This window comes from Alphaproteobacteria bacterium (assembly GCA_018662925.1).
Taxonomy (GTDB): domain Bacteria; phylum Pseudomonadota; class Alphaproteobacteria; order 16-39-46; family JABJFC01; genus JABJFC01.
In genome coordinates, this window is record JABJFC010000080.1 from 1 (window position 1) to 22,940 (window position 22,940).

Annotated in this window: 17 protein-coding genes; 15 read left to right on the plus strand and 2 right to left on the minus strand. The window is 45.3% G+C overall.

Translation table 11 applies throughout. From position 1 onward, the window contains the following. Positions 1–128 precede the first annotated feature (128 nt). The 7 genes from HOL16_06705 to rnr all read left to right on the plus strand — a co-directional run bounded on the left by HOL16_06705 (position 129) and on the right by rnr (position 9,506). On the plus strand, positions 129–785 hold the full coding sequence (locus HOL16_06705) for a hypothetical protein (GenBank protein ID MBT5390372.1): 657 nt from the start codon (positions 129–131) through the stop codon (positions 783–785). A 150-nt stretch (positions 786–935) separates the two neighbouring features. Beyond that, entirely contained in the window at positions 936–1,688 is a 753-nt protein-coding gene (rlmB, locus tag HOL16_06710) for a 23S rRNA (guanosine(2251)-2'-O)-methyltransferase RlmB (protein MBT5390373.1), read from the plus strand. A gap of 70 nt (positions 1,689–1,758) precedes the next feature. Next, a complete protein-coding gene (locus tag HOL16_06715) occupies positions 1,759–2,982 on the plus strand; it encodes a CoA transferase (GenBank protein MBT5390374.1) in 1,224 nt (407 codons plus the stop codon). After that, positions 2,966–3,568, plus strand: coding sequence for a glycerol-3-phosphate 1-O-acyltransferase PlsY (gene plsY, locus HOL16_06720; GenBank protein ID MBT5390375.1), 603 nt, complete (start codon positions 2,966–2,968; stop codon positions 3,566–3,568). Before HOL16_06715 ends, plsY begins: the two co-directional genes overlap by 17 nt. A 106-nt stretch (positions 3,569–3,674) precedes the next feature. Further along, positions 3,675–4,817 carry a DNA-protecting protein DprA gene (gene dprA / locus HOL16_06725; GenBank protein MBT5390376.1) on the plus strand — a complete coding sequence of 381 codons (1,143 nt, stop codon included), beginning with the start codon at positions 3,675–3,677 and terminating at the stop codon, positions 4,815–4,817. A gap of 75 nt (positions 4,818–4,892) precedes the next feature. Continuing rightward, the gene (gene topA / locus HOL16_06730; protein ID MBT5390377.1) at positions 4,893–7,265 is read left to right on the plus strand and encodes a type I DNA topoisomerase; all 2,373 of its coding nucleotides are present in this window, start codon (positions 4,893–4,895) and stop codon (positions 7,263–7,265) included. A 3-nt stretch (positions 7,266–7,268) separates the two neighbouring features. Next, the gene (rnr, locus tag HOL16_06735; protein MBT5390378.1) at positions 7,269–9,506 is read left to right on the plus strand and encodes a ribonuclease R; all 2,238 of its coding nucleotides are present in this window, start codon (positions 7,269–7,271) and stop codon (positions 9,504–9,506) included. An 85-nt stretch (positions 9,507–9,591) separates the two neighbouring features. Here rnr and HOL16_06740 read toward each other — a convergent pair whose 3' ends face one another. Both HOL16_06740 and putA read right to left on the minus strand, forming a co-directional pair. Next, positions 9,592–10,758 (minus strand): ATP-binding protein, encoded by a 1,167-nt coding sequence (locus tag HOL16_06740; protein MBT5390379.1) that lies wholly within the window; start codon positions 10,756–10,758, stop codon positions 9,592–9,594. Positions 10,759–10,830: 72 nt separating this feature from the next. Further along, entirely contained in the window at positions 10,831–13,971 is a 3,141-nt protein-coding gene (gene putA / locus HOL16_06745; GenBank protein MBT5390380.1) for a bifunctional proline dehydrogenase/L-glutamate gamma-semialdehyde dehydrogenase PutA, read from the minus strand. A 381-nt stretch (positions 13,972–14,352) separates the two neighbouring features. Here putA and HOL16_06750 point away from each other — a divergent pair, with 381 nt between their 5' ends. From HOL16_06750 to HOL16_06785, 8 genes are all read left to right on the plus strand, one after another. Beyond that, on the plus strand, positions 14,353–15,726 hold the full coding sequence (locus HOL16_06750) for a lipase family protein (protein ID MBT5390381.1): 1,374 nt from the start codon (positions 14,353–14,355) through the stop codon (positions 15,724–15,726). Between the two features lie 173 nt (positions 15,727–15,899). Further along, positions 15,900–16,214, plus strand: a complete 315-nt coding sequence (locus tag HOL16_06755; protein MBT5390382.1) for a divalent-cation tolerance protein CutA — start codon at positions 15,900–15,902, stop codon at positions 16,212–16,214. 129 nt (positions 16,215–16,343) lie between these two features. Continuing rightward, positions 16,344–17,741, plus strand: coding sequence for a nodulation protein NfeD (locus tag HOL16_06760; protein ID MBT5390383.1), 1,398 nt, complete (start codon positions 16,344–16,346; stop codon positions 17,739–17,741). Between the two features lie 3 nt (positions 17,742–17,744). Next, a complete protein-coding gene (locus HOL16_06765; GenBank protein MBT5390384.1) occupies positions 17,745–18,500 on the plus strand; it encodes a slipin family protein in 756 nt (251 codons plus the stop codon). A 128-nt stretch (positions 18,501–18,628) separates the two neighbouring features. Next, positions 18,629–19,096, plus strand: a complete 468-nt coding sequence (locus tag HOL16_06770; GenBank protein MBT5390385.1) for a hypothetical protein — start codon at positions 18,629–18,631, stop codon at positions 19,094–19,096. 789 nt (positions 19,097–19,885) lie between these two features. Further along, a complete protein-coding gene (locus HOL16_06775) occupies positions 19,886–21,181 on the plus strand; it encodes an ABC transporter substrate-binding protein (protein ID MBT5390386.1) in 1,296 nt (431 codons plus the stop codon). After that, positions 21,178–22,107, plus strand: a complete 930-nt coding sequence (locus HOL16_06780) for a sugar ABC transporter permease (protein MBT5390387.1) — start codon at positions 21,178–21,180, stop codon at positions 22,105–22,107. The genes HOL16_06775 and HOL16_06780 overlap by 4 nt, the downstream gene beginning before the upstream one ends. Beyond that, positions 22,107–22,937, plus strand: coding sequence for a carbohydrate ABC transporter permease (locus HOL16_06785; GenBank protein ID MBT5390388.1), 831 nt, complete (start codon positions 22,107–22,109; stop codon positions 22,935–22,937). The genes HOL16_06780 and HOL16_06785 overlap by 1 nt, the downstream gene beginning before the upstream one ends. Positions 22,938–22,940 lie beyond the last annotated feature (3 nt).

Here is a 22,940-nt window from a genome sequence, read left to right on the forward strand (position 1 = left end):
CTTCTGCAAAAGAATTTCGAAGATCAATCATGGACTTTTTTGAAATCACTTGGCCAAAAATTTCCCACGATATGGTGGATCGCATCAATGATGATTTTCAATTACTGAAATCGGCACTTTGATTCGTTTTGGGTATATATACTGCCACTGAGCACCTACTGCATATTGTAGAGACGGAAAATGGTGAACAGAAACTCTTGCGAATTGGACCATATAATGAATATGGAGGTGGTATGCCGTGTGAAATTGCAACGGATAGTCAAGGAAGAATTTATTATTTGAATAAAGCAGGGGAATTTCCTGTTATCAATTCTTATGATCCGCAGAGCCCTGATACGCAAAGAACAGGTGTCTCGTTTCGCGCTGCCTTTGGTGGGGGCATGCATCTGGATAGAAATGAACAGAAAATCTACTTTGGCAATGGTGACACAACGTATGTAGCGAATGTAGGTGAACTTCCTCGCCATGAATTGCTGAAAAATATGGGTGGGGATACATTTTGGCCGTGGGAAAGTGAAAAACTACTTTTAATATCAATCGAGCATAGTCGCTTTGTAAAAGGGCTTGATACAAGCGGAAAAGTTAAGAAGGATGCATTTGAAGCGACCTTGCCATTCATACGTGGAAAACATTTTTTCAGTGATAATGGTGAGCTGTGTATATTTGCGGAAACAAAAGATGAAAAAACTTACCGCCGAATTAGAAGCATTAGAGTCTTTGGAGTTAGTAATAGATTTACTTATGCCTTGCAGTCAAAGCATATGTTTAGGCGTATGGGGGGATAAAACTGCCCCGGCATAAAAATAACTTTTTGCTGAAATAAAGTGTCCAAACAAACATCTTCGCGAGGAGCCCTAATTTGGTCTTGCCTAATACGGTGGGGCGTCATAATTTCCATTTACGACTAAACCCACAACAAAGTATTAGATAGGCTCATGGCTCCTCGCATTTCTTCCCCCTCCCCTAACGCATTTTGGCTCTATGGTCTTCATGCCGTGATAGCAGCTCTTCAGAATCCTAAACGGCAATGTCACAAGCTGCTGGCGACAAAGGAAGCCGCAAAGTCTCTTGCAGATGCCAATGCTCTTTCCACCCCGAAGCTGCAGCCGAAGATCGTCTCAACCAGCGACATCCATAAAGAACTGCCAGAAGGCGCTGTCCATCAAGGCATTGCCCTTTCTGTGGACCCCTTACCTCCGCTCTCTATAGAAGACGTTTGTGATTCATCCTCTGCAGCCGGACCATTTTTGATTTTGGATGAGGTTACCGATCCCCACAATGTAGGCGCAATACTTCGTTCTTGTGCCGGCTTTGGGGCCAAGGGCCTTATTATTACGGAAAAGAATTCGCCATCTGAAACGGGCACTCTTGCAAAGTCAGCCTCGGGTGCCTTGGAACATACGCCGCTTATTCGTGCCGTTAATTTGTCGCAGGCGCTGAGCGCCCTCAAAGAGAAAGGCTATTGGACTGTGGGACTAGATGAACGCGCTGAGCAAGATCTTGGCCAGATTGACCTGGATGGTCCCATGGCCTTTGTTATGGGCAGTGAGGGCAAAGGGCTTCGGCGATTAACCCGTGAGAATTGTGATTTTCTGGCAAAGCTTCCCACAGAGCCCTCTTTCCCCACTCTCAATGTTTCCAATGCGGCTGCCATTTGCCTCTACGCTCATAAGATAGCGAGCTCATAAGCCCGCAATTGCCTAAAGGCCGTCTTTCTTTTATGATTGTTACAGAAGAGATAAAAAATGGAGGCATTTCGTGGGACCCTTATCAGATATTCGTGTACTAGATCTTAGCCGTGTACTCGCCGGACCTATTTGCACGCAAACGCTAGGGGATTTGGGCGCTGACATCATCAAAGTGGAACGACCCGGCGAAGGAGATATCACGCGTAAATGGGGACCACCGTATCTCAAGGACGACAACGGCAAGGATACGACGGAAAGCACTTATTATTTGAGCGCTAATCGCAACAAACGATCCGTGACTATTGATTTTTCAAAGTCAGAAGGCCAAGACCTTATCCGAGAATTATTGCAGCACTCGGATATTTTAGTGGAGAATTTCACGACGGGAACCTTGGATAAGTATGGATTAGGCTATGAGGCGCTGAAAGAAGCCTTTCCAAACCTGATCTATTGTTCCATTACCGGATTTGGTCATACAGGGCCCGAGGCCCATAGTCCTGGCTATGATTTTTTGATTCAGGGCCTAAGCGGCATGATGAGCATTACAGGGGAACCGGAAGGGTCCCCCCAAAAAGTAGGTATTTCCATTGCCGATATATCCTCAGGGCTTTATGCCACAATTGCCATACTTGCGGCCCTGCACCATCGGGAAAAGACCGGAGAAGGCCAATTTATTGATCTGTCCTTGTTAGAATCACAGATGTCCCTTCTGTCTTTTGTTGGTCAGGCCTATTTAACTTCAGGAATTGTTCCAACGCGCTTGGGCAATGAACATCCGCACATTGTCCCCTATGGGGCCTTTAAGGCGAAGGATGCGCACATTATCATTGCCGTTGGAACTGATCAGCAATTTGAAAAGCTTTGTACCTTTGCCAAAGTTCCGGAACTTGCCAAAGATCCAAAGTTTGCAACCAATGATGGCCGGGTTCGTCATCGCAAGGAGTTGCTGGATCTCTTAAATAGCATAACGGAGAAACATTCAGCCGAGTATTGGATGACGGGACTCTCAGGTGTAGATGTCCCTTGTGGTCCGGTCAATAATATTGATCAAGCACTCCAGCATCCTCAAGTAGCCGCAAGACACATGATCGAAAAACTTTCACATCCCTATGTGCCAGGCAAGGATGCAGAGGGCTTATCAATGATCGCCAGCCCTCTTCGATTCTCAAAAAGCGTTCTTAAAAATAAAAAATCACCTCCCCCCCTTGGCGAACACACTCAAAATGTACTAAAAGAGATCTTGGACAAGACTGATGAGGAAATTAAAAGCTTAAGAGATGGACGTATTATTTGATTTTGCCCCTTTATTATCACTGATCATAGGATATGCCCTGGGATCGATTCCCTTTGGTTTGTTGCTCACGAAAGTAACTGGACACAAAGATATTAGAACCACTGGCTCTGGTAACATCGGTGCCTCAAATGTCTTGCGGACGAGCAACAAATTTCTGGCTCTTTTGACTCTACTTCTGGACGGTGGCAAGGGAGGTTTAGCTGTTTGGTTATGTCTTTCATTAGGGTTTTCCCCCTTAGCAGCTATGGCCGGAGCTGTGCTTGGACATGTATTCCCTCTTTGGCTAAGCTTTAAAGGCGGAAAAGGTGTTGCCACTTATATAGGGTGCTTGGTATTTTTCCATTGGCCCATTGGCTTATTGGCCTTTGCTACTTGGGTGTTCTTTTTAATAGTGACCAAGTACGCGTCGGTTGCTTCGCTGGTTGCCGTCGCTTTATCTCCTCTGTATCTTTATCTGTTCGGAGAGTCTGCTACTGCTGTTTTTGTCTCTGTCGTCTTGTCAGCCATAGTCTTTTTCAGGCATTCGCAAAACATTTTACGCCTTAGGTCAAAGCAAGAGCCTAAAATATGCCAGAGTAAGGCCTAGATTTTTTAGGGATTTGTTTGCCGTTTTTCCATGGCTTGAATCGTTAAAGCCTATTGCGCCAGCCATGTGCCATCTGTAACCTAAATCAGACAAATGGAGGGTTGCAATGGATACTAGTTCGTCACCCAAAGGTGGGGGGAAGGCCGCCTTATCAGAAAAAACTCAATTAGATTGGCTTCAACTATCACGTACAGAGAACGTTGGGCCCATAACATTCATGCAATTAAAGGCCCATTTTGGGTCGGTTCAGGCGGCCCTAGAAGGGCTTCCAGAAATGGCAGCTCGGGGCGGGAAGAAGACATTGAGACTTTATCCTCGCAAAATAGTGGAACGAGAATTAGCCCAGTTGAAAAAATTGAGAGGGCGGTTGTTGCTCATTGACGATCCTCATTACCCAGCACATTTAGCTTCAATTTCTGATCCTCCACCCGTCCTACGGATTATTGGCAATGTGGAAATGCTGTCCAAAAGATGCTTTGCTGTTGTTGGAGGCCGAAATGCGTCCCTTAATGGGCGGAAATTTGCCCATAAAATGGCTCAAGATATGGGATATTTGGGATGGATTCTTGTGTCGGGACTTGCACGAGGAATCGATACAGCTACCCATCAGGGCGCTCTTGCGTCGGGGACGGTTGCGGTACTTGCAACAGGATTGGATCGTTATTATCCGCCAGAAAACAAGCACATACAAAAGGAAATTGAAGAAAAGGGAGTTGTTATTTCAGAGGTGCCTATCGGGACGCCTCCTCAAGCTCAACAATTCCCCAGGAGGAATCGTATGATCTCTGGCCTTTCCCATGGAGTCATCGTTTTGGAAGCAGCCATGAGATCGGGCTCCTTAATCACCGCACGATTTGCCCTTGAACAGGGACGAGATGTTTTTGCGGTTCCAGGATCTCCTTCCGATGGGCGGTGTGAAGGATCTAATGACCTTATTCGACAAGGAGGCAATGTCCTGACGTCTGTGGAAGATATCATTAATATGTATCCTGACGAAAAAGAGAGTCCAACTTCCATCAAGGAAATGCAAAAACCAAGCTATCCGCCACCTCCAGCACTTTCTTCTCGAGAACGAAGCAAAGCCCATCAGATGCTCTTGGGAAATATGAGTTCTTCACCCATTGGGGTTGACGAGTTGACGAGAGCCTGTCATTTATCTGCGAGTGAAGTTTCTGCAAGTCTTTTGGAATTAGAGCTTGCAGGGCGGGTTACCCGACCTTCGGGGAGTCATGTTTCACGCTTAAACTAGCGTGTAAATGTAGAGCTCAGAGAGCGCATAAATTAGATACGTTAAAAAGCGTATAAGGTAAGATAAGTGTAAAAGATGAAAGTAGTTGTCGTTGAGTCCCCTTCTAAAGCCAAGACCCTTAATAAGTATTTGGGTAGTGACTATAAAGTACTGGCCAGTTATGGACATGTGAGAGATCTACCCTCCAAGGACGGATCTGTTAATCCTGAGGATAATTTCTCTATGAACTGGGAAGTTTCCAAGGGATCTGACAAACATATTAAAGATATTGCCACTGCGACAAAGGGTGCCGATGCATTGTACCTGGCCACTGATCCGGATCGCGAAGGAGAGGCTATTTCATGGCATGTTAAAGAGCTGCTTGAGAAGAAGAAACTTTTAAAGGGAATTGAGGTTAAGCGCATCGTCTTTAACGAAGTGACAAAACGAGCCGTGCTGGAAGCCTTTGATCATCCAAGAGAACTGGATGAAGATTTGGTTCAAGCCTATTTGGCTCGGCGCGCTCTAGATTATCTGGTGGGTTTCAGTGTTTCCCCTGTTTTGTGGCGTAAGTTGCCAGGAAGTCGCTCTGCTGGCCGTGTCCAGTCTGTGGCGCTCCGATTGGTGACTGTGCGGGAAAGTGAGATAGAGGCCTTTAATCCTCAAGAATACTGGACCATTGAAGCGAACTTTTTGACCCCTTCAGACAAGCCCTTTAAGGCCCAGCTTACCCACTTGAATGGGAAGAAGCTTAAGAAGTTTGATCTCGGGATTGAAGCTGCCGCCAAAGAAGCCGTTCAGCAAATCAACAAATTTGATACCTACACCGTTTCTAAAGTTGAGAAAAAGCAAGTACAGCGGAATCCATCGGCGCCGTTTACGACGTCAACGTTGCAACAGGAAGCTTCTCGAAAGCTGGGATTTGGTGCCTCCATGACCATGAGGACGGCACAAAAGCTTTATGAGGGTATGGATCTGCAAGGGGAAACCGTCGGTCTTATCACCTATATGCGTACGGATAGTGTCCAGATGGCGAGTGAGGCGATTCAGTCTTGTCGGTCCGTAATAGAGCAAACATACGGAAAGAATTATGTTTCTCCGTCCCAGAGGGTTTATAAGACGAAGGCTAAAAACGCCCAGGAAGCCCATGAAGCCATCAGACCTACCGATTTGAGTCGGACACCTGAACAGCTGAAGTCTTATTTGGACGCTAGTCAGCTGAAGCTGTACACTCTCGTGTGGCGTCGTGCGATCTCTAGTCAAATGGCAAGTGCCGTAGTGGATCAAGTTGGCGTAGACATGGTCGCCTCTGATCAAAGCGTTCAATTTCGTACGACGGGTTCTACCATCACTTTTGACGGCTTTTTAAAAGTTTATGAAGAAGGAAAAGATGATTCCGAAGCTTCCGATGACGAGAAGAACAGAAAATTGCCTCCTTTGCATGAAAAAGATACTCTTCAGAAGAAAGAAGTAAGCCCGCTCCAGCACTTTACCCAGCCCCCTCCTCGCTATTCAGAAGCAAGCCTGGTTAAAAAGTTGGAAGAGTTGGGTATTGGACGCCCCTCCACTTATGCCTCTATTATTTCGGTGCTTCAGGATCGTGGGTATGTCCGCTTGGAGAAAAAGCGCTTCTTCCCTGAAGACAGAGGGCGCATTGTTACGACCTTTTTAGAGAACTTCTTTGAGCGCTATGTTCAGTATTCTTTTACAGCGGATTTGGAAGATCAGTTGGATGAGATTTCCGGGGGGCGCTTGGACTGGAAGAAAGTCCTCGATGAATTTTGGATCAAGTTAAAGGAAAATATCGAAACCGCCAGTGAACTGAGAATCACTCAAGTTATCGAAATTCTTAATGAAGCCCTTGCTACTCTTCTGTTCCCGCCAAGGGCAGACGGTAAAGATCCCAAGAAATGTCCAGATTGTAATGAAGGGGATCTTTCCTTAAAGCTGGGTAAGTTTGGCGCATTTATTGGGTGCTCAAATTATCCGGAGTGCCGTTTTACGCGTCGGCTTAAACAATCTGGCGAAAAAGAGGAAACGGAAGAAGAAATACAAGCAAGCTCCGATTTCCCCAAAGAGCTAGGAATTGATCCCACTACAAAACTTGCTATCACCATTCGCAAGGGGCCCTACGGTCTCTATCTTCAATTGGGTGAGCCCGAAGGCAAAAGTAAGCCTAAGCGAGCACCGATTCCAAGAGGCTATAAGGCCGAGACCCTCAATCTTACGGATGCAACTTCCTTACTCTCTCTTCCCCGCGATGTGGGTATTCATCCTGATTCAGGAGAGCCTATCACAGCAGGCATTGGCCGCTTTGGACCGTACTTAAAATATGAAAACAAGTTTGTATCCCTTCCAAAAGATGATGATGTTCTCACTGTTGATGTAGAGCGTGCTGTCGTGGTGATTGCTGAGGCCAAAGAAAAAGCCAAAACAAAGGGAAAAAAAGGCTTTAAAAAGAAAGCGTAAGGATTGCAAAAAAAGACACCTTTCCCAACGAAGCAAGAAATACTCGATTATGTCCGAGATAACCCTGATGCTGCCAGCAAGAGAGACATTGCCAAGGCCTTTCAAATAAAAGGCTCTGGCCGAATTTCTCTGAAGGCGCTGCTCAAAGAAATGAAAGATGAAGGCCTCTTGAAAGGCAGCAAATGCCACCAACATGGCGGAAAAGGTAACCTTCCCTCTTTTGGCGTTGTGGACATTATTTCCCTATCTCCGGATGGTGAAGCCATTGGTCGGGCTGTTCAAGAGATCGATGAGGAAAAACCCACGATCATTTACGTATATGCCAAGGGAAAAACGGGAGAGACACCAGCCGTTGGGGATCGTGTTTTGGCACGACTTACACCTGAAGAAGATGAAACCTATAGGGGATGGGTGGTCAAAAAGCTAGAGCATACGCCTCGATATGTTGTGGGGCTGTTTAGGCTAACAGAAAAAGGGGGCATCATAAGCTCCATCGACCGGCGAAGTCGTCGCGACTACATTGTAGGCCCCAGTCACTGTGGTGATGCAAAATCTGGGGATCTCGTACAAGCAAAGCTTATGCCCCGTCGTGGGGTTCAAATACCCTCTGTCCATATTTCAAAAAAATTGGGGCACAAATCGGATCCCAAACTCATCAGCTTGATCGTTCTTCATTCATTGGAAATTCCCACAGATTTTTCTGATAAAGCCTTGGCTGAGGCTAAAAAGAACGATGTTCCCTCTTTGGGAGACAGAGAAGACCTGCGCAATATTCCATTGGTAACAATTGACGGCGCCGATGCCAAAGACTTTGATGATGCGGTTTGGGCTGAACCCGATCCGGATACTGAAGGTGGCTGGCATCTTATTGTGGCCATTGCTGATGTGGCTCACTATGTAAAAGCCCATGATGCCTTGGATCAAGATGCCTATGAGCGGGGAAACTCAGTCTATTTTCCTGATCGGGTAGTGCCTATGTTGCCCGAGGCTCTGTCAAATGGGACTTGTTCCCTAAAGCCCCACGAAGAGCGGGCATGTTTGGCCGTACATCTGTGGATTGATGGTGGCGGCCAGCTGAAACGGTATAAATTTGTCCGTGGCCTTATGAAATCTCAGGCACGGCTTACCTATGATCACGTACAGGCTATTTATGAAAAGAAGGCGTCTGATTCAAAAGTTGATCCCTTGTTGCACAATCTATTCGGGGCCTATGCCACTCTCAAGAAGGCGCGTGAAAAGCGCGGCACTCTTGATTTGAATGTGCCAGAGCGCAAAGTAACTTTTTCCGAATCCCATCATGTGGCAGAGATTGTTCCTGTTGAGCAAAATGACAGCAATCGTTTGATTGAAGAATTCATGATCCTGGCAAATGTGGCCTCGGCCCAAGCGCTCAAGAAGATGGGAAAGAATTTTCTCTATCGAGTCCATGACACGCCGGATCCTACAAAGCTGGAAGGATTGCTGACGGTCCTAAAAACCATGGGTTTTTCAGTAAGTCGCAGTGGTTTGATGCAGCCCCATCACTTCAACAACCTTTTACAAAAAACAGAATCCCACTCCCAAAAGAATATGATCAGCGATTTGGTGCTTAGAGTCCAATCCCAAGCTATCTATTCTCCAAAGAACATTGGCCATTTTGGCTTGAGTCTTAAAGAATATACCCACTTTACCTCGCCTATCAGAAGATACAGCGATTTATTGGTTCATCGTGCTCTCATCTCGGCTTTTGGCCTAGGGGATGGGGGGCTTGAAGAGCCAGATGCTCATGATTGGTTCGAAATCGGAGAGCATCTAGTGATTACCGAACGCCGTGCTATGAAGGCTGAGCGCGAGTCTTTGGAGCGTTACATTATCTCTTACATGGAAGATCATGTGGATGCCATCTTTAAGGGTCGCATAGCGGGTGTCAATCGCCATGGTCTCTTTATCCAGCTAAATGAGACCGGCGCAAACGGATTTATCCCCTGCTCTGCCCTTACCTCCGATTACTATACTTTCCACAGCCATATTCATGCCCTCATTGGCCGACATGGCAACGTGTATGCCCTAGGAGATGCCGTGACGGTCCAATTAATTGAGGCTAACTCGCTGACCAACTCCCTTTTGTTCAAGCTGATCGATCACGAAGGGCACATGAACAAAAATCAATTGCGAAAAGCAGGCCCAGCCCCTAGAACTGGGAAATCCTTTAAAGGAAAGAGCAAGACGGGCAAGAAAAAGCTTGGGAAAAAGCAGCGGTAAAAACTCTGCAATATTGAAGTTCAACTTCAGATTTGCATGGATGTTTGAAATCAAAATTTGATGCTTTTATTTTTATTTCAGAAAGTTACTCCTCAAAAATCGTTGAAATATCTTTAAAGTTAATGGCTCTTACGCCTCGTGAAATTGGGAGATCATCACCAGAGTATACCAAAGTTCCCAATGAAGATCTTTCTTTTGAAAGCTGTTCAAAGTCGTGCAAGTTTTTATAAAATGATTTATGAAAAGTACTCGAAGATTTCACTTCAAAAGTCTTAAAATTAGCACCCTCTTTGTACAGCAAATCGACTTCTTTTCCAGAGCTATCCCTAAAAAAGTAAAAAACCAGTTGCTTCTCGAGATTGTAGTTATTTTTTAGCATCTCATTTACAACGAGGTTTTCAAATAATGATCCTCTTAATGGGTCTCGATTCAGTTGTTCCGGGGTTCTAATATCCAAAAGGTAGCTGGCGATGCCTGTATCTGTAAAATATAATTTGGGAGACTTTACAGTGCGTTTTCCAATGTTCCCAAAATAAGGGGGTAATATATGGATGATGAAGGACATTTCCAGCACAGCAATCCAGTGTTTAATGGTATGGCTTGAAACGCCGACCTCATTGGAAAGATTTTGATAGTTCAATAACTGGCCAATCCTTCCCGCGCATAATTTTAGAAATCGCTGAAAGCTTCTAAAGTCTTTCAAGTTAATAAGTTGTCTTACATCACGTTCTAAATACGTTTGAATATAGTTACCGGATGCCTTAACTGGATCAAGATCATCCCTATAGATGCGTGGAAAAAACCCAGTGAGTAGAATTTCATCAGTCGTTTTTTTTAAAAGACTTTCTCTCTTTAACTCTTCTATGGTCAAAGGAAGAAGGGTCAGCACTGCTGTTCTGCCTGCTAGAGACTGGGTAATGCCCTCAGATAGGGAAAGTTGCTGACTTCCAGTAAGAATAAACTGTCCCTTTTGATCTGACTCGTCAACAATCCCCTGAATATAGGATAGCAACTTTGGACATTTTTGAATTTCATCGATAATGGCACCTTCGGGATAATGGGAAAAGAAGGCTTTTGGATCATACTCAGCAAGTTCAAGTGTTTCAGGAATTTCAAGATTCACATAAGGTTTGGCCTTAAATGTATTACGAACGAGGGTTGTTTTTCCGGATTGGCGTGGGCCCATCACAGTTACAACTGGATACTTTTTGGCTGATAAGCGGAGCTCTGGCTCTAGTTGGCGCGGTATCATATCTCAAAACCCTTGCAATATTGAAGTTCGACTTCAGATTTGCACGGTTTTGGTCTTCTGTAAACTAAATTCTTAGTCTTCTCCCAGGGTCAGCAACGTGGCATTGCCACCGGAGGCTGTGGTGTCAACGGTAACTGTTTTCTCAGTCGTAAAACGTGCCAGATAATGGGGGCCGCCTGCTTTGGGCCCCGTTCCTGAGAGGCCGTGGCCGCCAAAGGGTTGGACGCCCACGACGGCACCTATGATGCTTCGGTTTACATAAATGTTGCCGGCTTGGACCCTGGACTGAATATACTCTATGGTTCTTTCAATGCGACTGTGGATGCCAAAGGTTAGACCATAGTGCGTTCCATTAATGGATGCGATCACTTGATCTTGCTGGTTGGCTTTATACCGGACCACATGGAGCATGGGTCCAAAGATTTCGCAGGTAAGATCCTCTGCTTTCTCCAATTCAAATATGTGGGGTGTAACAAAGGAACCCGACCCCAGCGTGCCGTGGAGAGGCAGCTTATATAAAAGTTTACCAGATTGGACACGCTTTTGGGCATAGGCCAACAATGATTCTTGGGCTCCTTTATCAATAACGGGCCCGATATCGGTCTTTAGGAGCCCGGGATCGCCCATGGTAAGTTCTGCCGTAGCACCAATAAGCATTTCCAGTAGGGCATCTGCAATGTCTTCCTGGATATAAAGGATCCTGAGAGCAGAACAACGCTGGCCAGCACTCTGAAAAGCCGAAACAATCACATCATGGACGACTTGTTCTAAGAGGGCCGAAGAATCCACGATCATGGCATTAATGCCGCCCGTTTCGGCGATAAAGGGGATTATTGTGCCTTTTTTCTGGGCCAAAGTTTGATTGATAGTCCAGGCGGTTTCCGTCGACCCCGTGAACACCACACCATTTACGCGAGGATCAGGCAGAAGCTTTGATCCGATTAGGGATCCTGAAGCCGGTAAGAGTGTTAATGTATTAACGGGGACGCCTGCCTCATGAAGCAGTTTAACGGCCATTAAGGCAATCATAGGCGTTTGGCTCGCCGGTTTAGCGATCACACTGTTGCCCGCCACCAGGGCCGCTGTCATTTGCCCCATAAAGATGGCCAAAGGAAAATTCCAGGGACTTATACAGACGAAAGTGCCCCGTCCCATAGAGCTGAGCACGTTGGTTTCTCCTGTTGGGCCACGAAGTGCTTTGTCCAGTAAGTCTTCTCTGGCTTGAACCGCATAATAGCGACAAAAGTCGATGGCTTCTCTTACCTCTGAGAGCGCGTCCCCTAGCGTGCGCCCCCCTTCTCGCACGATAAGAGAGATGAATTGGGGGATTCTTTCCTCTAAAAGCGCCGCAGCTTTATTAAGTATGGCGGCTCGTTTCTCAAGTGAAACCTTTGACCAGTCTGCAAATCCAGATCTGGCTGTCTTGAGAGCTTCTTCAATATGGATGTCTGTCGCCCAATGTACTTCCCCCAGTTTTTGAGAGTGGCGGGCTGGTTCATATGACTCTGACTTATTTTCCGATATAATGAGCTTCCCCTTGATGAAGGGGCCGGCAGTGTAAGACTTTTTCTCTAAGGGATCCATCTGAGACTTTAAGTGGCGCAATCTATCCACATCTGTCAGGTCCAATCCCATAGCGTTGGCGCGTTCTGGCTCAAAGAGATCTCGTGGCAAAGGGATTGCCGGATGGGGTTTTTCTTGGAAGCCTTTGACTTTTGCTAATGGATCTTTTGCCAAAATGTCCAGGCTGATGGTGGAATCGGTGAGTTTATTCACAAAAGAAGTATTTGCGCCATTTTCCAAAAGGCGTCTGACCAAATAAGGTAGCAGATCCTTATAGATACCCACGGGGGCATAGATACGGACCGGCACATCAAAGGACTCTTTAATTGTTTCGTAGAGCACTTCCCCCATGCCATGGATCCGCTGAAACTCAAAGTGGGCCGTTTTTGTATCCAGTAATTCTAAAATTGTGGAAACTGTATGGGCATTGTGGGTGGCAAATTGAGGATAAACTAGGGGGCCGTGCTTCAAGAGTTCTTTGGCACAGGCAACATAAGAGACATCTGTGGACGATTTGCGTGTGAAGACGGGATATCCTGATAGTCCTTTTTCCTGGGCCAGCTTGATTTCACTATCCCAATAGGCCCCTTTTACTAATCGTATGGGGATTTGCCGCTTATAAGCCTTTGATAGTTCGGCAAGCCACCGAATGACCGGGAGTCCTCGTTTTTGATAAGCCTGAACCACAAGGCCAAATTTGTCCCAATTCTGGAGCGCTTTGTCCCGATAAACGGCTTCAAACACATCTAATGAAATATCCAAGCGCTCGGCTTCTTCGGCATCAATAGTACAGGGAATCTCCTTTTCCCGGCACAAATTGACCAACTCCAAAACCCTGGGCACTAGTTGGGTCATGACCCGCTTATACTGAGGCACTTCATAACGGGGATGCAAGGCCGAGAGCTTAATAGAGATGCCGCCTTGGTGATCGGTTTCTCCGATGGTTTCTATGGCTTCTTTATAGGCGTCAAAGTATCTTTGAGCATCACGTTCTGTGCAGGCAGCCTCCCCCAGCATGTCATAGGAGTAGCTATATCCTTTTTTCTCCATCCCCTGTGCACGCTTAATGGCCGACTGGATTGTATCTCCCATGACAAATTGGCGGCCTAGAATACGCATGGCTTGGCGGATCGCCTGACGGATAACCGGTTCGCCACTCTTTCGAATGAGACTCTTAAAGACACGGTGATGGGTTGGATCTTGATCATCCCCTTCCGTGAACTTGAGAGTTTTGCCTGTAAGCATGAGCCCCCAGGTGGGTGCATTGGTCAAAAAGGAATCGCCACTGCCTATTTTTTGGAGCCAATCTACATTCATTAACTTGTCGCGAATAAGATCGTCGGCGGTTTTCGCATCGGGAATACGCAACAGGGCCTCAGCTAGGCACATCAAGACGATCCCTTCTTGCGTAGAAAGATCATAAGCGGCTAGAAATGTTTCCAGTGTTACTTGGGATGCGTGCGCTTTCCGTACTTTTTGAATCAGAACGCGTGTGCGTTTTTCAATGGATGCCAGTTGAGTCGATGACAGGGAAGCCGTTTTGAGTAAGCCATTCACGCATGCGGCTTCAGGCGTAAGATATGCTTTCCGCACAGCCTCTCGCAGCTGTGATCTTTCTTCCAGCAAGCTGTTTCCTTTTGATACGATCAACCTTCACCCCTTTATTGCTATCCTCTCGAATCCCTGATCATCCTCTCGGATTTCTATGAATATACCTTAATATCCCTAAAGTTGAAATGGATTGCTGAAGTTGGAATAAATTAAATATTCTCTGTGCCAAAAGAATTGAGCACTAAAAACCTTGACAAACTATATCGAAAACACTAGATATTTATCAAGATTGAGTTTTGAGGTTATGCTTAGATTGAGATAGAAGTTGAGAATATAAAGAGATCCTTTGAAATATATTCCAATTTTTCTTTAGAATTCAATTGAATGTTATTGTTGGCCGCTTATGCGGAGCTTCTTCCTAATGGTTATATTTGCCGAAGGGGAGTTTAGATTTTTGATTTTAAATAGGAAGGTATTTAAATGAAAAACAAATTTTATTTATTTGCATTTGCTTCTTTTATGACAATTAGTGCCTGTAATGGTTATGCTGATTCATCGGTTTCCTTGAGGGATAGGGAAGGTCTGCTGGAGTACGTAAAAGTAGAACTCCCTTCTAGAAATGCCCCACTTGTACAAAAAACACCCTATGGACATGAAGTAAACGGCGTTGTTCAGGCCAATATGCCGGCGATCCTAAAAGCCATTAATCAAACGTACTTGCAGAAGAAGTATGGTCCACAGCTAGGTGATCTTGATCTTGCACGAGAAGGTTGGGAACAAAGGGTTTTTCACGGAAAATCTGGGGGAGTATTTGCTGATACCCCTGGAATGGTTTTGTATAACGAGGCAAAAGGAATAGTGCAGGTCGTCTTTCGCGGATCAGCTTCTTTTTCCGACTGGATAACCAATTTTAATATTTTAAAGGGGAATGTCCCTGAGTTTGGTTCGGAGAAGGCACAATATCATTCCGGTTTTGCTCACAAGTACCTTCAATCCAGAGAGAGTTTGCACTCTGTATTAGATGGTTTTTTAGAGGAACTTTCCCCCGAGCAGAAGAATCATCTTAGCTTTATCGTAACAGGTCATAGCCTGGGCGGAGGACTAGCTCAAGCTGCGATCCTCGATTTAGCCCAGAATTATGGGAAGAAAGTATTTGGGCCTAATTTTAACAATCTGCAAGATCCACACTTTTTTGGAGTCGCCCTTTCTGCACCAAGAACTCTCGGTAATGACGAAGCTTATGATTATTTTGGACGCGTTGTTGGGCACGACAATGTAATTCGTTACTCCGATGCCAATGATCCTGTTACAAATGCTGTTCCAGGGAAGACTATAGGTGGTTTTATTAGAGGAATTCCCTTGGTTGGGGAATATTTGGCGGATAATTTTGCCGGTTACAGGAGTACTGGAACACTAGCTCATCAATCTACGGGTCGTTCAATTTGGGAAGGTTTTAAAGCCGGAGTTAGAGGCGTTAGAAGAAATCTTGCAGAAGGTAATATATTAGGCGCCTTCTCCCTGGGAGTTCAAACTGTCGTGACGGGTTTAGTTGGACCTCTTCACTTCGGTTCTGTGGCAGAGGATACTGGAGGGGCATTTGATCCTCAAATTGTATCTACTGATCTTAATGAGGGTTTGCGTAAAGGTTTAGTTCACACAAAGGCTAAAGAGGCCAAAGAACTTGCAGCTAAAGAGCTTGCAGCTAAAGAAGCAGCCAAGGAAAAAGCGCCAACAAAAGAAAGTCTGGCTTCAACGGCTTTTAATGGCGCTAAAACTATTTCTTCAAGTGTTTTAAATGGCGTTAAAAGTGTTGCTTCAAATGTTTGGAATGGCTTTAAATCCTTGTGGAGCTAAATAGAAATTTTCTAAAAAAGAATTAATTTTGCTTCAATGGAACGATAAATGGCACCTGATTTTTAAATAAATCGGGTGTTTTTTGTATTAAACTCCTCCTCAAACGTATAGATTTCATGTATATTTTTTAAGTTGCTTACCTTGAAGCTTAGATTTACGAGGAGTGGGGTACGATGAATTGCTCAATAGTCTATGTGACATTTCCCAGTTATGAAACAGCGAAGGATGTAGTGCAATCGCTCCTTGAGGAGCGTCTTATAGCGTGCGCCAATATATTTCAGCCCATGCAGTCTTATTTTTGGTGGGAAGGAAAAATAGTTGAAGAAGATGAAATCGCTGTCTACTTAAAAACAAAATCCGAATATGTCGGGCGATTACAGAAAAAAATTGAAGAACTAAGCCAGTATGAGTGCCCCTGCATCCTTGAGATTCCTGTTCAATCTGGAAATTCAAATTATTTAAATTGGGTCGAAAAGTCTCTTGCGTAAGGAAACTGCCTTAGGGGTAGCTGTTGAATAGCCAGGTTTCCCCAATTGTTGTGACAAAAATCAAGAAATGAGGTATCCTGTAAAGGCGTGGGAGTTTTTTAAATGGGATATGACATCGAGGCTTTATAAATGGGACAAGGCATCAAACTTGCTGGGTTTGGGTTACTCCTTATGTGTTTGGGATTGCTTTGTCTTGTCTCTCTCTCGGTTGCAGATCCTCAAGCCTCGCCTCAAAAGCTAGCGATTGTTCTTGATGTGAAGGGGCCCATTGGGCCTGCTATTGGAGACTATGTCCATCGTGGGCTAGAAAAGGCCCGTGAGAAAGAAGCGTCCCTGATTATCTTGAAAATGGACACCCCTGGCGGATTGGATACCTCCATGCGAGATATTATCCGAGACCTGTTGGCCTCCCCTATTCCGGTCGTAACATATGTCGCGCCCAGTGGGGCCCGCGCCGCTAGTGCCGGTGCCTTTATTTTAGTGGCCAGTCATGCTGCAGCCATGGCACCAGGGACGAATATTGGCGCTGCCACCCCCATTCGTATGGGCGGGCTCCCCATGCCGACTCAACAGAAAGAGCCTGAGAAAAAAGAGGACAAAGGAAAAGCGGCAAAAGCCCCGAAGGGTAAGCCAGAACTGGGAGATAAAGTCCTAAATGATGCTGTTTCCTATATGCGGAGTTTGGCTCAACTGCAAAAGCGTAATGTGAAATCGGCTGAGAAGTTTGTTCTGGAAGCAAAAAGTATCTCGGCCGAAGAGGCCCTCAAGGAAGGCATTATTGAATTTATTGCAACTGATACGGATTCCCTTCTCAAAAAACTGGATGGGCATAGGGTCACCATAATGAATGTGGAAGTACCCTTGGACACTCAAAACATGAAAGTAGAAACCATTGAGCAAGATTGGCGCACGGAACTCTTGGGCATCATCACGAGCCCCTATGTGGCTTATATTCTTTTGTTGGCAGGAATATACGGCCTTATGATCGAATTTACCCATCCGGGTGCGTTTGTGCCTGGCGTTATCGGGGGGATTTGTCTTTTGATTGCTTTTTTCGCCCTGCATATTTTGCCTGTAAACTATGCGGGATTGGCTCTTATCTTGTTAGGGCTGGCCTTTATGATATCAGAAGCACTTATGCCGTCCTTTGGCGTCCTGGGCTTTGGAGGCGTGGTAGCCTTTGTTATTGGTTCTATTATGCTGATGGACACAGATATTCCTGGCTATGGGGTCTCTTGGACCTTAGTGGGCAGCATTGCGACTCTCAGCAGCAGTTTCCTCGCCCTCATTGTGGTGTTGGCTTTTAAGGCACGGCGTAGACCCGTTGTTGCCGGTGGAGAACAACTCATAGGGATGGATGCGCGTGTAATGGACTGGCATGGCAATCAAGGCCACGTCCAGGTTATGGGAGAATTGTGGAACGCTTATGCCAAAAAGCCCTTAAAGCCCTCTGATGCTATTAGGGTTGTAAAACGAGAGGGACTGACATTGTTTGTGGAACCATCAGAACGAAAACGGGAGGACTGAATTATGTTTATTGATTTATACGTCTATATGGGATTGGCTATCCTTATCTTGGGAACACTCATGCACACTTTCCGCATTTTACGAGAGTACGAGCGTGGTGTTATATTCCTGTTGGGACGATACTGGAAAGTAAAAGGTCCGGGCCTGATCATCGTTGTGCCCATGATCCAGCAAATGGTTAGGGTAGATATTCGAACGCTGGTAATCGATGTGCCGACTCAGGACCTGATTTCTAGGGATAATGTGACGGTTAAAGTCAACGCAGTTCTCTATTATCGTGTTGTAGACCCTCAAAAAGCGATTATCAATGTGGAAGAGTATGAATACGCCACAGGCCAGCTGGCCCAAACCACGTTACGGTCTATTCTAGGTCAGCATGATCTCGATGAGATGCTTACGGATCGTGATAAACTTAATAAAAACATCCAGAAGATTTTAGATATTGCGACGGATCCTTGGGGAATAAAGGTCCTTAATGTGGAAATCAAAGACATTGATTTGGATGAAAAGATGATTCGGGCTATTGCCAAGCAAGCCGAGGCCGAGCGTGTGCGACGTGCCAAGATCATCAATGCCGAAGGTGAGCTCCAAGCGTCAGAAAATCTATTTAAGGCGGCGGAAACTCTCTCAAAAAATACCCAAGCCATGCAGCTGAGATATCTGAACACCCTCCATGATATTGGGACCGACAAGTCCTCGACCATTGTCTTCCCCTTCCCCATTGAGATGATGAAAGACTTCTTTGGCGGGAAGAAATAGGATTTAGGAGGGACTGCATTTTTGTGTCAGATGAGCAGAGAGTTAGAATTACTTTCTCAATCTTCAATTTACAGAGGAATCTATCTTCGGTACAGTATGGAGAAGAAGAATAAACCCTGGAGGTAGAAATGAGAAAAACGACAAAAACATTTGCTTTTACAGCGGCTCTAGCATGCTTAAATGTCACATCCCAAGCTATTGCTGATAAGGATGAAACAGGGGCGTGTACTGGTCTAGAAAAAGATATTACCCATCATGCTACAGAGCTAAATGATCTTAAGACAAAAGACATCGATGTTATAAAGGATCATGCTGAGAATCTGCAGAAGTCGGCCGACCTAACGGGTGAGATGGCTGATATTTTTGATGATTTGGCAGACGTGTTGGGGAAAGATCACCCAGAAGCGGCAAAGCATCTTAAAAAAATGGCTCATAAAAATCGAGAGAAAGAAAAATTAATGAATGCTAACGTTCAAAATAAAAATAAGAATGCAGCTCTCAGGACGAAAATGGCCTCTAAATCACTGGAGCAAAGTGGATTCAGGACTAAACATCCAAATTGTGAGATGACTACTCACATCAAGAGCAGACACTAAATTATTTCCTGGATCCCGCGCTCATCCGTCTTCGCTTCCGTCTTCGCTACGCTATGACGAGACAGGCCGCTACGACGAGACAGGCCGCTATGATGTGATTTTGAAGCTTCTCTGTCATCTGATTGTATGGATCCCGCTAATTGTATGGATCCCGCGCTCATAAGGAATTCTAGGACGCGCCTACGGCTTGCCCATAATTCCTAATGGCCGGGAAGACGGCTTTGGCCTACTGGCTGGGATAACGATTGGCCGGGAAGACGGCTTTGGCCACTGGCTAGGATAACGATTGGCCGGGAAGCCGCTCCAGTGCTTAGGAAGCGAGTTCTAGCCATCCGCACACTCTCGTCTTCCCGGAGCCTAGGGAGCTTCTAGACGAATCGGCGTCTTAAGCCGCTCCAGTGCTTAAGAAGCGAGTTCTAGCCATCCGCACACTCTCGTCTTCCCGGAGCCTAAGAACTCTAGACGAGCCGGCGTCTTAAGCCGGTGAGGCGTAGAGTGAGTTGGCATCGCGGGATCCATTAAACAGATGCCAGAGGCATGATGTAGTGTGTATGCGTCTTTGGTGCAGTGTATGCGGCTTTGTTACGCTGTGGGCCTTTGATGCAGTGTACGGTTTTTGCGGCATGACGCAGTGTGTGTGCCTTTATTGCAGCATTGCTTTCACAGCACTATGAGTTTTTTGCGCGGTAAATTTCTTGCTATGAGTTTTTATCACGGCTTCAGGCCTTGCCAAACTGTTCTTTCGCTTTTATGATCTGTGACTAGTTCGTACTCCCTTATGTGAGTTATATGCACGTGGTCAACGTAAAGTGGTTAACAGTCTTTAAAATTTTTGTGCTTGGATTGGGAATTCTGATGTATATTCCTCTTTCCAAGGCTGCAACTGTCCGTATTATGTGCGGAACGGTTGGGCAGGAGTTTGCGACCTGTAAAAAGGGGGCAGAAGATTGGGCCCAGAAGACGGGAAATGAAGTAGAAGTCCTGACGGCAATTGCAGATAGCAGCGAGCGCCTTACTTTGTACCATCAGCTGTTCGCGACAAAATCATCTGACGTAGATGTCTTTACCATAGATACCACTTGGCCAGGATTGTTATCCAATCACTTTTTGGATTTGTTGCCTTATATGGATGCATCAGATGTAGAGAAATATATTCCGAGTCTGATAGAAAATAATACCGTGAGAGGGAAATTGGTTGCCCTTCCTTGGTATACCGAGGTGGCTTCTTTATATTACCGAAAAGATCTTTTGGAGAAATATGGAGAACCCGTTCCAGAAACATGGGAAGATTTAACACGGATTTCAAAACGAATTCAAGAAGCTGAAAGAAATGAAGGAAATAGCAATTTTTGGGGATTTGTTTTCCAGGGGAAGGCTTATGAAGGCTTAACCTGTAATGCATTAGAGTGGATCCGTTCTTTTCAAGTAGCGCCTATTGTTAGAAAAGATGGCACCTTAAACATAGACACCCCAGAGTCCTCTAAAGCTCTTGAAATTGCTGCCTCCTGGGTGGGAGACATTGTACCTATGGGTGTTTTGAATTATGAAGAGGAAGAGGCGCGAGGGGTTTTTCAATCAGGAAATGCCCTGTTTATGCGTAATTGGCCTTATGTTTGGTCCCTTATAAATCAACAAGATAGTCCCATGCGCGGTAAGGTTGGGGTCGCTCTACTTCCAAGGGGAGGAAAAAATGGCCAACATGTTGGTATGCTAGGCGGATGGCACTTGGCTGTTTCGAAATACACTAGAAACCCTAAGGAAGCTGTGGATTTGGTGCGATATTTGACGGGCAAGAAAGAGTTAAAGCGTCGAGCTTTGTCAGCAAACTATTTTCCGACAATAAAGAGTCTCTACGCTGATAAGGAAATCCTCAAAAAACATCCCTTCATGCAGGTGTTGCGGCCTCATTTCGAGAAAGCAATCGTACGTCCTTCTGCCCAAACTGGAAAATGGTACGGCCAAGTAAGTACAGAGTTTTGTAATGTCGTTCATAGAATGCTGTCGAAACGCACGAGAACTAAATATCCCCTGAAAGTTCTTGAGAAGAAATTATTGCTTTTAAGCAGGAATGGCCAGTGGCGATGAATTCACCCACTGCAATCCCCTCCTCTTCAGCCAAGAAACGTCCACTAAGCCTCTATCGGGTACGTACAGCTTGGATATTTCTAATGCCCGCTCTTTTGGTTTTGTTAGCTGTAACAGGGTGGCCATTTGTTAGAACCTTTTATTTTTCCCTGACTAATGCCCATTTGAGTGATTTATCAGAACTTCAATTCGATGGATTTCAGAACTTTCTATTTCTATTTGAAGATCCCAACTGGTGGGAAGCTGTTTGGAACACTCTTTTATTTGCTTCTGTCTCGGTTTCCCTAGAGACCCTTCTTGGTCTAGGGGTTGCTTTGGTTCTGAACATGCATTTTAAAGGCCGCAATTTTGTGAGAGCTGCAGTCCTTATCCCTTGGGCCATTCCGACGGTTGTTTCTGCGCGTATGTGGAGTTGGATGTATCACGATATATACGGGATCTTAAATTCAGTTGGCGTGAAACTAGGTCTTTTAGCTTCCCCCGTGGCTTGGGCGGCACACCCAGACTTATCATTATGGTCTGTTGTCCTTGTGGATGTTTGGAAGACGACTCCCTTTATGGCTTTATTGTTGTTAGCTGGCCTTCAGACCATTCCTAAGGATTGTTATGAGGCTGCAAAAGTAGATGGGATCAATCCCCTGCGGGTTTTTTACCGTGTCACCCTCCCCCTCTTGATGCCGGCCATCCTGGTCGCCATGATTTTTCGGACTTTAGATGCTTTGCGTGTTTTTGATGTTATCTACATTTTGACGGGGACCAACTATGACACCATGTCTATGTCCATTTATGCCCGTCAACAACTCTTTGATTTCCAGAATATTGGGACTGGCTCTGCTGCTTCGGTCCTTTTGTTTATTTTAATTGGTGGGATTACCATTGGTTATATGGCCATTGGGAATAAAGCCCTTGGTGGGAAAGAGCGCTAATGGTTATTCAAAACAAACGCAAATACATACCTTATGTGCTTAGTTTTATCATCGTTCTTGTTTCAGTATTTCCTTTCTATTGGGCCATTGTGACTTCTTTCAAGAGCGGATCAGATCTATTTACGACCCACATGATTCCTGGAAATCCCACCTGGGAAAACTATATCTCGGTTTTTCGTGAACAACCCTTTGGACGCAATATTTTAAATTCAACCTTTGTGGCTACCAGTACAGTTGTTTTATCTTTATTTGTTGCCATATGCGCCTCTTATGCCTTTGGTAGAGTTGCGTTTCGAGGCAAGAAATATCTTTTGTTTACCATTCTGATGGTCTGTATGTTTCCCCAGGTTGCTTTGTTATCAGGTATGTTTGAGCTAATTCATTCCATGAAACTCTACAACAATACCCTGAGCCTGGTTTTTTCTTACATCACCTTTACATTGCCATTTACCATTTGGATCTTGACTACTTTTATGCGCGAAATACCCAGAGACATTGAGGATGCAGCGATCATTGATGGGGCCTCCCCCTTTATAATTTGCGTCCGTATTTTTCTTCCCATTTTAAAGCCAGCCCTTGTAACAACGGGTCTGTTGGCCTTTATTGCGGCGTGGAACGAATTTCTCTTCGCTCTTACTTTCACCCTGACGAATACACAACAAACAGTGCCGGTTGCCATTGCGCTTATGAGTGGGGCCAACCAGCATGAGCTTCCCTGGGGACAGATCATGGCTGCTTCGGTCGTTGTTACCGTTCCCCTTATTTTACTTGTCTTATTTTTCCAACGCCGTATTGTATCTGGATTAACTGCAGGAGCCGTGAAGGGATAACTT

Excerpts from the sequence above, each read along its gene's own strand:
- topA (MBT5390377.1), top strand. The coding sequence starts at position 4,893 with ATGAAAGTAGTTGTCGTTGAGTCCCCTTCTAAAGCCAAGACCCTTAAT.
- HOL16_06765 (MBT5390384.1), top strand. The coding sequence starts at position 17,745 with ATGTTTATTGATTTATACGTCTATATGGGATTGGCTATCCTTATCTTG.
- HOL16_06760 (MBT5390383.1), top strand. The coding sequence starts at position 16,344 with ATGGGACAAGGCATCAAACTTGCTGGGTTTGGGTTACTCCTTATGTGT.
- rlmB (MBT5390373.1), top strand. The coding sequence starts at position 936 with ATGGCTCCTCGCATTTCTTCCCCCTCCCCTAACGCATTTTGGCTCTAT.
- dprA (MBT5390376.1), top strand. The coding sequence starts at position 3,675 with ATGGATACTAGTTCGTCACCCAAAGGTGGGGGGAAGGCCGCCTTATCA.
- plsY (MBT5390375.1), top strand. The coding sequence starts at position 2,966 with ATGGACGTATTATTTGATTTTGCCCCTTTATTATCACTGATCATAGGA.
- HOL16_06785 (MBT5390388.1), top strand. The coding sequence starts at position 22,107 with ATGGTTATTCAAAACAAACGCAAATACATACCTTATGTGCTTAGTTTT.
- HOL16_06780 (MBT5390387.1), top strand. The coding sequence starts at position 21,178 with ATGAATTCACCCACTGCAATCCCCTCCTCTTCAGCCAAGAAACGTCCA.
- HOL16_06755 (MBT5390382.1), top strand. The coding sequence starts at position 15,900 with ATGAATTGCTCAATAGTCTATGTGACATTTCCCAGTTATGAAACAGCG.
- HOL16_06775 (MBT5390386.1), top strand. The coding sequence starts at position 19,886 with ATGCACGTGGTCAACGTAAAGTGGTTAACAGTCTTTAAAATTTTTGTG.
- HOL16_06740 (MBT5390379.1), bottom strand. The coding sequence starts at position 10,758 with ATGATACCGCGCCAACTAGAGCCAGAGCTCCGCTTATCAGCCAAAAAG.
- HOL16_06750 (MBT5390381.1), top strand. The coding sequence starts at position 14,353 with ATGAAAAACAAATTTTATTTATTTGCATTTGCTTCTTTTATGACAATT.
- HOL16_06770 (MBT5390385.1), top strand. The coding sequence starts at position 18,629 with ATGAGAAAAACGACAAAAACATTTGCTTTTACAGCGGCTCTAGCATGC.